General features: G+C 48.2%; 6 protein-coding genes. 2 read left to right on the forward strand and 4 right to left on the reverse strand.

Translation table 11 applies throughout. The features are described from left to right. The first annotated feature begins 22 nt into the window (after nucleotides 1-22). Together purL and QZ209_RS09980 are read left to right on the forward strand one after the other, a co-directional pair. On the forward strand, nucleotides 23-2,308 hold the full coding sequence (gene purL, locus QZ209_RS09975; RefSeq protein WP_294347506.1) for a phosphoribosylformylglycinamidine synthase subunit PurL: 2,286 nt from the start codon (nucleotides 23-25) through the stop codon (nucleotides 2,306-2,308). Nucleotides 2,309-2,314: 6 nt separating this feature from the next. Beyond that, nucleotides 2,315-3,910, forward strand: coding sequence for an NAD(P)H-hydrate dehydratase (locus QZ209_RS09980; protein WP_294347486.1), 1,596 nt, complete (start codon nucleotides 2,315-2,317; stop codon nucleotides 3,908-3,910). Between the two features lie 56 nt (nucleotides 3,911-3,966). On the opposite strand, the gene QZ209_RS09985 is transcribed toward QZ209_RS09980, so the two are convergent. The 4 genes from QZ209_RS09985 to QZ209_RS10000 all read right to left on the reverse strand — a co-directional run bounded on the left by QZ209_RS09985 (nucleotide 3,967) and on the right by QZ209_RS10000 (nucleotide 11,406). Beyond that, on the reverse strand, nucleotides 3,967-5,178 hold the full coding sequence (locus QZ209_RS09985; RefSeq protein WP_294347489.1) for an LL-diaminopimelate aminotransferase: 1,212 nt from the start codon (nucleotides 5,176-5,178) through the stop codon (nucleotides 3,967-3,969). 230 nt (nucleotides 5,179-5,408) lie between these two features. Continuing rightward, nucleotides 5,409-6,989, reverse strand: a complete 1,581-nt coding sequence (gene sbtM, locus QZ209_RS09990; RefSeq protein WP_294347491.1) for a thio(seleno)oxazole modification radical SAM maturase SbtM — start codon at nucleotides 6,987-6,989, stop codon at nucleotides 5,409-5,411. 368 nt (nucleotides 6,990-7,357) lie between these two features. Next, complete coding sequence (gene sbtA, locus QZ209_RS09995) at nucleotides 7,358-7,618, reverse strand: SbtA family thio(seleno)oxazole RiPP natural product precursor (RefSeq protein ID WP_294347493.1); 261 nt, start codon at nucleotides 7,616-7,618, stop codon at nucleotides 7,358-7,360. Between the two features lie 179 nt (nucleotides 7,619-7,797). After that, nucleotides 7,798-11,406: a DUF3683 domain-containing protein gene (locus QZ209_RS10000; protein ID WP_294347495.1), complete on the reverse strand. Its 3,609-nt coding sequence runs from the start codon at nucleotides 11,404-11,406 to the stop codon at nucleotides 7,798-7,800. Between the last annotated feature and the right edge of the window lie 224 nt (nucleotides 11,407-11,630).

Raw genomic sequence — 11,630 nt, forward strand, 5'->3', positions numbered from 1 at the left:
GCAGAAAACAACATTTATAAACATCATGTACACGGAACCTGAAGTAACGCTCGATCTTGCAAAAGAACACGGACTCAATGAAGAGGAATACCATACTATTCTCGATATACTGGGGCGCGTCCCTACGTTTACCGAACTGGGTATTTTCTCTGTGATGTGGTCGGAACATTGCAGCTACAAAAACTCTATCGCTGTTTTGAAAACGCTTCCCAGAGAGGGTGGTGCTCTGCTCACTTCAGCGGGAGAGGAAAATGCAGGACTTGTCGACATTGGTGACAACCTTGCCGTTGCATTTAAAATCGAGTCGCACAACCACCCTTCTGCGGTCGAACCTTATCAGGGTGCGGCAACCGGTGTCGGTGGTATACATCGCGATATCTTCACCATGGGAGCAAGACCGGTAGCCGCACTGAATTCACTTCGGTTCGGCTCACCTAAAGATCCGAGAGTGCGTTACCTTGTCGACGGTGTTGTCAGAGGCATTGGTGATTACGGTAATTCGTTCGGCGTACCTACTGTCGGCGGAGAAATTTATTTCGAAGACGGTTACACAGGCAATCCTCTTGTCAACGCTATGTCTGTCGGTGTTGTGGAGCACGACAACACTGTCAGTGCAACTGCCGAAGGAGAAGGAAACCCGGTACTGATTGTCGGTTCGGCTACAGGAAAAGACGGCATTCACGGAGCGACCTTCGCTTCCGAAGATCTGAGTGAAGCATCCGAGGACAAGAGGCCCAGCGTTCAAGTGGGGGATCCTTTCGCAGAAAAACTCCTGCTCGAGGCAACACTTGAAGCAATTGCCACCGGACATGTTGTCGGCCTTCAGGATATGGGCGCTGCGGGAATCACCAGCTCCACCTCGGAAATGAGTGCAAGAGGTATCGGAAAAAACGGCACCGGCGGGATAGAAATAGACCTGGATTTCGTTCCAGTCCGTGAAAACGATATGAGTGCTTACGAAATCATGCTTTCCGAGTCTCAGGAGCGGATGCTTGTCGTGGCAGCAAGAGGGTTTGAACAGGAAATCATCGACGTATACAAAAAATGGGATATTCATGCGGTCATGATAGGCAAAGTAACCGCGGACAACCTCCTCAGAGTCCGTCATCATGGCTCTGTCGTTGCTGAAATACCTGCTGAATCACTCGTACTTGGAGGCGGAGCTCCAGTATATATTCGGGAAACCCTCGAAAAAAAACCTGACACTCCCCAAGCCGATTTCGTTCCGGACAGCTCACTCGATCTTCGCTCGGTGAGTCTCAAGCTCCTCTCCAGACCGAATATCGCAAGTAAACAGTGGGTGTACCAGCAATATGACTCCATGGTTCAGACGAATACCGTCACTTCCACCGGTCAAACCGACGCAGCAGTCATCCGCATCAAGGGAACACAAAAAGCGATAGCGATGAAAACGGACTGTAACGCCCGCTACGTCTATCTCAATCCGAAAAAAGGAGGGATGATCGCAGTCGCCGAATGTGCGAGAAACATAGCATGCTCAGGAGCGACCCCGCTTGCCATAACCAACTGCCTGAATTTCGGAAATCCATACAAACCCGATGTCTATTATCAGTTCAAGGCATCTGTCGAAGGAATGGGAGAAGCCTGTAGGGAGTTCAACACTCCGGTTACCGGCGGTAATGTAAGCTTCTACAATGAATCGTCTCTCACCGGTACGGCGATCTATCCCACTCCCGTTATCGGAATGATCGGACTGCTCGACAACATCGATCACCTTACCGGTTCAGCGTTCAAAAATCCTGGTGACGCAATCCTTCTGCTTGGAGACCCGGAACTGACTCTCGATGGTTCCGAATATCTTGTCATGCAGTATGAAACTCCTGGTCAAGATGCGCCTTCCTTCGACCTGAATCATGAGCACAAGCTCCAAAATCTGCTTGTTTCTCTTGCGAAAACAGGACTTTTGCATTCCGCACATGACATTTCGGATGGTGGATTGTTCACAGCACTTGTCGAAAAAGCCGTGCTCGAACAACACAATCCTCTCGGGTTTGCAGTCGACCTTGAATCGAGTGAACAAAGCAGTTCATTCATTCAGGAGCTCCTTTTTTCCGAAGCCCAGGGACGTGTGCTCCTGAGCCTAGCACCTGAAAATGCCGTTAAAGTGATCGATATGGCAAACAATCACGGTATTGCAGCAAAAGTCATCGGCCAGGTCAGAGAAAAAAACGCATCGATAGAGATCAACGGCAGACAAACACTTTCATTCACCACTGAAGAGCTTTCAAGGGTCTATTACCAGGCGCTCGAGGAAGCGTTACATCTCGATGAACTTGAAATCATCTGACAGCACATGCAGCCTATTCTGACAGCGAAAGAAATGAGCCGGGCCGACAAGGCTGCTATTGAACAGTTGCATACGGACGAATCGAGACTTATGGAACTTGCCGGGCGTGAAGCATCCCGGATCGTCTATAAATCCTTTGCCCCCGAAGAAACCGGCCTCGATGGGTTCGTATTTTTGATTGTCTGCGGAAAGGGTAACAACGGCGGAGACGGTTTTGTTCTTGCGAGGCATCTGCTCAATCTCGGGGCAGTTGTCGACCTTATCGTCGTTTACCCTGTCGCTGCTCTTTCAGCGCTGAACCGGCATGGCCTTGCAATTCTGGAAGCCTATTCCTCCAACACCGAAAACATCCGGATTTTCAAAAGTCACGAAGAAGCATTGCCATTCGTGGCAGAACGCCATTACAGCTGCGTTGTCGACGCTATTCTCGGAACGGGCCTGAACCTGAAAAAAGAAGGTGATGCACTCAAAAACCCTGTCAAACAGGCCGCGGAGCTCATCAACAGCATCCGTGAACGAAGCCAGGCCGTTACCGTTTCCCTTGACCTTCCCAGCGGACTCGACGCCACCAGCGGCGTTGCATCCTCTCCAGTGGTACAGGCTGATATTACCGTCTGCATGGGTTACTTGAAAACCGGCTTTTTCTTCAATTCAGGACCTGGAGTTTGCGGAGATATACACACTGCCGAAATTTCGATCCCGGAATTTCTTGTCAGGCAATCACAGTGTCATCTTGTCGACAAAGAATTTGCCTCTGATAACTTCCTTCTCCGTGATCCGGGAGAAGCAAAGCACAATAACGGTAAACTGCTCGTCATAGCCGGCTCGCAGCACAACAACAGTTCCATGCTCGGGGCTTGCCTGCTCGCCACGAAAGCTGCTGTCACCAGTGGCGCGGGCTATGTCTGCGTCTCACTGCCAGTGGAACAGACAGGGCCATTACACACGTACGTTCCTTCTGCAACAGTAATCGGCAGAGACTTCGATTCTCTTCGCGAAAAAGCCTTCTGGGCGGACGCGATCGTCATGGGATGCGGACTTGGCAGGGAAAACGACACCGTTTCACTGGTACAGAAACTCCTTGCGGACCCGGTAGTTGCATCGAAAAAGCTTGTCCTCGATGCAGATGCCCTCTTTGCTCTTTCGCAAAACGATTTCTCTTTCGACAAACAGCATTTTCAAGATATTCTGATCACTCCCCATGCCGGTGAATTCAGTAGACTCACCGGACTTAGTGTCGATGAAATACTAACCGCTCCTATGGAAACCGCTCGCGGGTTTGCTGCGAAAAACAAAGTTAACCTGCTGCTAAAAGGCAATCCCACCTGTATAGCCCGACCTTCGGGAGACACTCTGATCAACAATACCGGAACAGAAGCCTTATCGACAGCCGGAACGGGAGATGTACTGTCCGGTATGATCGGCGCATTTGCAGCCAAAGGTGTAACCACTTTTCATGCAGGTGCTGCTGCTGCATGGTTTCACGGTCGTGCTGGCGATCTTGCAAGCGATATTTCAAGCCTTGTATCGTCCGAAGATGTCCTCGACTCCATCCCAGCAGCTATCAGTGAAGCGTTCGATATCGAAGAACTACCGGAATGATTGGCTGTCGAGCTGCAACATACAGTCATACAGCATTCCGGTTTTTTGAAACCCGCCTAATCGTCTTGTGATCTCAGAAACTTCCTGACATTCCGTGCAGCCTGGCGGATTCTTTCCTCGTTTTCAATCAACGCTATCCTGACATATTCATCACCGTAAGGCCCGAATCCTACACCGGGACTGACTGCTATCTTCGCTTTCTTCAGCAGCTCTTTACTGAACTCCAGGCTGCCGAATTCACGGAACGGTTCCGGAATTCTCGCCCACACGAACATCGAGGCCCTCGGCTTTTCGATATGCCAACCCGCATTTGTAAAGCTTCTCACAAGGACATCCCTGCGTTTTCGGTACGTTTCTCGTATTTCGTCAACGCAGTTCTGATCTTCGTTCAACGCTATGGTTGAAGCAACCTGTATCGGAGTGAACATTCCATAGTCAAGCCAACTCTTGATTCGTGTAAGAGCCCCGACAAGTTTCGGATTACCGACAAGAAACCCTACCCGCCAACCGGCCATGTTATAGGTCTTCGAAAGCGTATAGCTTTCAACAGCGACATCCTTCGCTCCTGGAACCTGAAGAATCGAAGGCGCTGAATATCCGTCAAAGGTTATCTCAGCATACGCAATGTCACTTATGATATAGAATCGTTCTTTACGTGCTATAGCAACAAGTTTTTTATAAAAATCAAGCTCGACTGTCGCCGTTGTAGGGTTGTTCGGGAAATTGACAACCAGATATTTTGGTTTGGGAGATGATTCACGCATGGCTGTCTCGATATTGCGAAAAAAAGCATCCTCGTCAAGCGTATAACCATCGTTCAGCACCAAACGGAAACGGTGAACATTTCCACCGGCAAGAATAAAGGCCTGGGAATGAATGGGATAACATGGATCGGGAACCATGGCGACATCACCGGGATTGATAATTGCCTGTACAAGGTTTACATATCCTTCTTTCGACCCCATCGATGCGACAACTTCGCTATCCGGGTCGAGCTCGACTCCGTATTTTTGGAGATACCAGCTACAGATTGCCAGGCGAAGTTTATAAATACCCTTTGAAACAGAATATCCATGTGTCCTTGGTTTCTGTACACTGTCAACAAGCTTGTCAATTATGTGTTGGGGTGTTTGACCGTCGGGATTTCCCATTGAAAAATCTATAACATCCTCTCCAGCACGCCTTTCGGCCATTTTCAGCTCATCAACCGCAGCAAAAATGTATTTTGGAAGCCGCTTTATCTTTTCAAACTCGATTTCATCAAACATGTCTTGTTCAGTAACAAATTCATAGAAAAACAAAAACTAATCTTAAAGAAAAAGAATGACACGACAAATAGATTATTGCCGTCCACTGCAATCAAAAATTGAAAGGCAAACAATACCACCGATGATCCGCTCTTGCTCATTTTACACGCGGAAACAGCGCAGTTGCTGCTGCTCATAACAACGCCCATAACAACGCTCCGCTTGTCCCGATTCAATCCGAATCTCTTACATTATGCACCGATAAAGCAAAATGGATCTTTTTCTTTGAAAGGATCGAGCCCCATACCGTGAACAACAGCCATACATCCGCCACAAACCGGGCGAAGCCTGCATGCCCGGCAGGTTTCAGGCCCATTTCTATACCGTTGCGCTTCCGATGACTCGTAAATAGTCAAAAAATCTTTTTGAAGAATATTACCGATAAATGAAGGAAACTTCCTGCAAGCGTGCACCTCTCCGTCAGGCAGAAGGGCTACGAAATTGAACGCGGCACCGCACCCGAAACCTGTACACCCCCCGAAAGGTGATAAACCTCGTTGTTCACGAAGTATATTGATAAGGTTATCTTTCAGACCCATTACCGGATTGTCAACAGCCGCAGTAACATACTTTTCCAGAAACCGCCTGTAGGCATCCCTGTCAGGAAGTGAAAGACCCGCTCCTTCACCAACTTGGGAAAGACGGTTGAACGTGAAATAATCAGCCTTGTGCCGCAATATCTCTGCAAGAGGAAGCACCTGATCGATGTTCGCATCGGTAAGAGTGAGCATGACGGCTGAAGAGATCTCTTTTTCCCGAAGAAGATCGAGAAACCCCATCACTTTACGGTAGTACCCTTGTCCTCTGATACAATCGTTGTGTGACTCCAGTCCCTCCAAACTAACCTGAAAATATTCAGGTGAACCGATATCACAAAGATACTGCAACGCATCGGCAGCAACGGCGTTACCGAGCAAAGAGGTTTGAAATCCTTTATCTATTGTAGATGCGTACAAACTGAAAAAATGAGGTGACATGAAAGGATTTCCACCAGAAAAGCAAATGTGGCCCCGCACATTCTTTTCCCGGCAAAAACGTTCAAAGTCATCGATGATCCATAATCCCTGATCAACTGTCAGTGGTGAACGTTTCTCTCTGTCATAACAATGCTTGCAATGTAAATCACACGCATTGGTAATGTGCCACTGCAGGGTAAAAGCAGATGCGGTACAATACCGTTTGGGGATATTTTCTCCTTCAGGAAATCCCTGCAGTGTACGTGAAACAAGATAAGGTGCTTTGAGAACCACACCTTTACGTGCAGCGTAATCAACGGCCTGATTGACGACTCTCAGACGATATCCTTGTAGTTCGGGTTCATCCTCCGAGAGAAATTTCAGTGCGAGCAGCATCTGCTCGTCTGCCTTCTCAACATAGAGTTTTCCCGACTCCGGTCCTTTCCATACAAGTATCCAGCCTTCTTCTTTCTCGATAGAACCGGATTGTAATGATATCTGCTCTTTGAAAAACGGGGTTACATCGTTCTTTACCGGAACAATCTGCAATAAGGGATTGATTATTGCACCATGAGACGGACGGCCGAACTCTTTCTCCATGTGTTCTACGTTCCAGCAGGCATATTCGACACTGGCCAGATCGATAAGAAAAGCAAGACTCGAAGAACAAGAAAAATTACAGCGTAAATAATCAAGGAAAATTTCTGGACTTGCTCCAGATGGTTGCCGTATTTGACTGCCGGATTGTATGCCATTCACTTCCCCGTACATCAGAGTCAGGGGAAAAATCTTTTCAACAGGAGCTGCTGTAGCCATAGATTGACTCTCGCGTCAAGATCAATAATAACGTTACTTTATCATGGATGAAGAATCCATCGATATACAAAATGGAAAAAACACGTCAGAGAGAGAAAAAGAGGAACGATGCTTTCTCGAAAAGGATTGTAAGAGTTCTCTTTCCAGTCATCCTTTGGCCTATACTGAAAAGCCATCTAACGTATAACCTTTGCCATTTACCCCTTTACCTTTTGTCTTTTCGATTGACAAGGTGTGGCATGGACTCTCTTCCGATGACTGATGTACTTCTGATTGATAGCCATAAGGCTGTCTCAGTAGCAAAATTGAGACAGCCTTCGTGGGAGTCGATAAAAAAGTGTTCAGAACTCTGATCTTCGATATGAATGCTACTCGCTCGAGCCCTCACCAGCCGCTGCATCATCTTTCATACCGGCACACGACCCTGTACCATGAGCTGAAGTATCTTCCATCCCCGAGCATGAACCGGTCCCTTTGGAGGCGTCTCCGCCTTCAACCTTCTCGGTTTTACTGCAACTTCCTGCACCGCAACTACCATTTGCCTTTTGACAACCTGTGAGGGTTACGCTTGTCACAAGACCGGCAATACTCAAACCGGCGAGAACTTTTTTCATTGCGCTTTTGTCCATAGGTCTCACTCCTCTGTTTTTGGTTGATGAGAACTGTTAACACCATATCAGAGGCATACACACTCATACATACAATATACACAAATGAAACAGGAATGAACAAAATCTCGATTGCCGACCACCCCTCTTCCGATAGAGATCAGACCTCAACTGAAACATCCGCAAACGGATTACACATTTTAAAACCTTATGGCCGTGGCTTTCAGTGCCTGTTCCTTAAAACGGGTTTTCCATGCTGAACCGGATATCATTTCGGCGATTGCAACAGTAATATGACGCGGCTCCACACCCAAATCCCCGTTTCTTCCAAGTCCCTGAACACATGAAGGACAATTGGTCAGAATAACGTTCTCTCCAGTCTCTTCTTGTACCTCACTGATTGCGTTTCTTTTACGCTGAAGCATTGAATCGGTAATGTCAGGCCTAGAAAGAGCAAGTGTTCCTGCCTCCGAACAGCAATGATCGACAGGAGTCACTTTTCCGAACCCGCCTAATTCTTTCAACGTCCCCAAGGCTTTCCCTCCAAGGGAATCATGGCACGGTGCATGGTACATGCAATGGTGGTCACCATTCAGCCTGAGCCCTCGGGTCACCGCATAGCTCGTAACATCTACGATGGTTCCACCGAACAACTTCCTTGTCTCCATGCCATCCAGAGCCTCCATACACGTCCCGCAGGAAACCACGCATGCATCAAAATCCAGATAAGCCAGCATTTCCTGAATCTGGGTAAAGATAACCGTATTGCGTAGCACAATTTTTGAATGCTGTTCGTTCTGGGCATTAACATGGGCTGGAAACCCGCAACACAGAAAAGGAGGTGGAAGCACCACCCTTACCGCTGTTTCGAGCAGCAAGTGAATCGACGCCATTGCAATGGATGAATGCAGTCTTTCCGATCCACAACCGGGAAAATAAAAAACCGTTGCAACTGCATTCTTCTCCGGCTCGAAAACCAGCGCCTGATCAGGATCGCAATGTGGAATGAGATCACGCAATGTTTCATCGGGTACCTGAGGTACCGCCGAACTCACCATCTTCAGTGGGTAAAAAGAAGACAGGGCTTCCATCGATTGCAGAGGCTGTGTAATCCTGTTACCAGCACGTAATGCAGCACTGCCGGCACGTAAAACACCTTTGCGAAACACCTTGTTGACAAGTGAAGAGCGGCTTTCAAGGTATTTCAACGTCATCTGCGTAACAGCTGAAAAATGCTTGTATCCCCTCGATTCAAGAATATCCCGCTCGAGTACGGATACCTCACCTGTATCGATATCGACAGGACAGGGTTTCAGGCATTTATGGCATATGGTGCAATGATCTGCAACATCTTCCAGCCATTGAAGCAGCTCAAATTCAGTCGACCGTTCACGCTGAGCCACATAGAGCAAGGCTTCGATGAGCGAACCGATTGCAAGGTTCTTGTTTCTCGGGTGGTAAAACATCCCTCGTGCAGGATAAAAAACACAACAATCTGTTTTGCACTTGCCACAACGAATACAGAAATCTACATGCTTCGACAACTCCTCGATCTTGGCCCTTTTGAGAATCTGAGCTTCGAGTTCAAGGAGATTGAAAGAAGGTGTGAAGATATGATCGAGGACCTCGAGATCATCGAGTTTTCCAGGATTCATCATCCGGTCGGGATCGATCGTTTTTCTGTATGCAGAAAGCTCATCGATCCGCTCCCTATCCATATACTTGAGCTTTGTAACACCGATACCGTGTTCACCGGAGACAACACCACCGAGCGAAACAACTTTTTCCATCACCTTGTCGACAACGTGATCGGCACGTCGAAGCATCGGTTGATCGTTCGACAGAACCGGAATATTGACGTGAACGTTGCCATCACCGGCATGCATGTGTGTCGCAATGACAATGCGCCGGTCCCTGACATACTGAAACGAATCGTCAAGCGCCGATACGATATGGGGATAACCGTGAAAAAGCTCATTGAGCTTGTTTCTGAACTCCTGTATTTCCGAAAGAGAACGAAGAGCGTTTTCATCAGCCGTCTTCAGCTTTTCCCTCGTCACGTCACACAATTCATCCGCGGGAGACATCTTCGCCGCAAACTGTTCGCCATCTTCTTCAACGGTAGTATCATGAAGCAACGTAAGAGCACTGTCAATGAAACCAAGCTGGGAGTACCGTTCTTCTTCGATATTCAAAGCATCGACGAAGCGGGCGAATTCAGCAAGGGCATCGAGAGGAATGACGATATCTTCATTCAGCTTGAATGCGTTGGTTCTCCTTGCAATCGCACTGAGCTTTTTCCTGTCGGACCAGAAACGCCTCGCTTCTTCAGCGTCACGGGCAATAAAAAGCAAGGTATTGGGATGCTTTTCGAGCAGTTGTTCAACTTTTGTCACCCCCTCCTGCACCGAATCCCGATCATGTCCGGCGATATCGATCAGAAGCACCGCTTTCGGCGTGCTTGTCCGAGCGGCCTTGACCTTGTAATCAATGGCCTTTATATATTCATCATCGAAATGTTCCAGAGCGAGCAATGCCTCGGAATCATCTTTGGGAAGTGGGAAAATACGCGACAATTCAACGATAACTCGGCTCGCCTCATCCATGTCAGGGCCAAAAAATTCAAGGCAGAGTGTCGTTGTTTCCTCATATTTCGGGTAGAGAACAAACAGCGCCGAAGTAATCACGCCATCGGTCCCTTCTTTCTGCAAACCCGGAACTCCACCCAGTGTCTTGTTGGTAATATCCTTCCAAAGTCCCTTTTTACGGATATCGGTACCCCGAAGCTGTATCTGTTTGATTGGCTTCGCCGTACCATCAAGAACCTCATAGGTAACGGTATCGTCAGGCAGAATTTTGCGAAGCCTGTGATCGGTTCTGCGAACTCTCCAGCGTTCCCCAGAAGGCATTGCCATCTCCCACTCAAGAAGATTGTCGATGCATGTTCCCCAACGAACCGCTTTTTTCCCACCCGCATTTTCCGCGATGTTTCCGCCGACTGTACAAGACCATTCGCTCGTCGGATCCGTAGCAAAAACAAGGCCTTTCTCAGCGGCATAATCCATGGCTTTTTCGGTAACGACACCAGCCTCAACCTCTATAACGGGAGCGGAAACACGCTCCCCGCCGTCGAGCTCGAATTGACGTTGGCCAATCCCCCTTACTCTGTCAAGCTTTTCAGTATTGATGATCACACAATCGGGCCGAAGCGGAACCGCACCACCGGTCAACCCTGTTCCGGCACCGCGGGGAATAACCTTGAGCCCCAGTTTCCTCGTCACCTGTAGCAATGGAGCGACCTGCGCTTCGTCATCGGGAGTGACAACGGCAACCGGGAGGTGTAAACGCCAGTCGGTAGCATCGGTTGCATGGGCAACAAGCGAAAAAGGATCGAACAGAACGTTTTTCGCTCCGACAATCGCTCCGAACTCTCTCTTCAGACGTCTTCTGAACTCCGGAACCCGCTCAACCTCAGCCCGGAATTCATCAAAAAGAGCTCTTAGAGTCGCCACGATCGACAATACCCGCTGCTCTCCGTTTGCAGAACTCTCGATGGTATCAAGATCCTTGAAAGCATGATGTAACAGTCTGGTTCTGCGCGCCGGAGAATTGACAAGCTCCTGAAAGAGATATGGATTCCTCCGATGGATAAGCACTCCACCGATAATGCGCATCAGAAGCCTTGCCGAACGTCCGGTAACCCGGAGACCTTTGAGTTCATCGAGCATTCTGACGCTATCCTCTCCAAGAAGATAGGAAAGAAGCTGTCGGTCCGTTGCAGATGTATAATTATATGGTATTTCTCTCACTGATGTTGTATCCACGATAACAATAACTAAATCCGAGCTTTTGATTGAAAGCTCAGTGCTCCCGATTGTTGGCCTTGAAGTCAGCCAAATATCAGAAAAATTATGTTCATATCCATGAAGGTTCACTGACAAACCAAACGGAAGTACAAGAGCAAACCGATAAAAAGCTTAGAAAATTCATTCGTGGGGAAAAAGGCTGGGGTTGAAAGTCAAAGGTCAAAAGG

Source organism: Prosthecochloris sp., assembly GCA_015482705.2.
GTDB lineage: Bacteria > Bacteroidota > Chlorobiia > Chlorobiales > Chlorobiaceae > Prosthecochloris.

What these genes read in the sequence shown, in the direction of transcription:
- QZ209_RS09980 (WP_294347486.1), top strand. Translation starts at nt 2,315, where the DNA reads ATGCAGCCTATTCTGACAGCGAAAGAAATGAGCCGGGCCGACAAGGCT.
- QZ209_RS09985 (WP_294347489.1), bottom strand. Translation starts at nt 5,178, where the DNA reads ATGTTTGATGAAATCGAGTTTGAAAAGATAAAGCGGCTTCCAAAATAC.
- sbtM (WP_294347491.1), bottom strand. Translation starts at nt 6,989, where the DNA reads ATGGCTACAGCAGCTCCTGTTGAAAAGATTTTTCCCCTGACTCTGATG.
- sbtA (WP_294347493.1), bottom strand. Translation starts at nt 7,618, where the DNA reads ATGGACAAAAGCGCAATGAAAAAAGTTCTCGCCGGTTTGAGTATTGCC.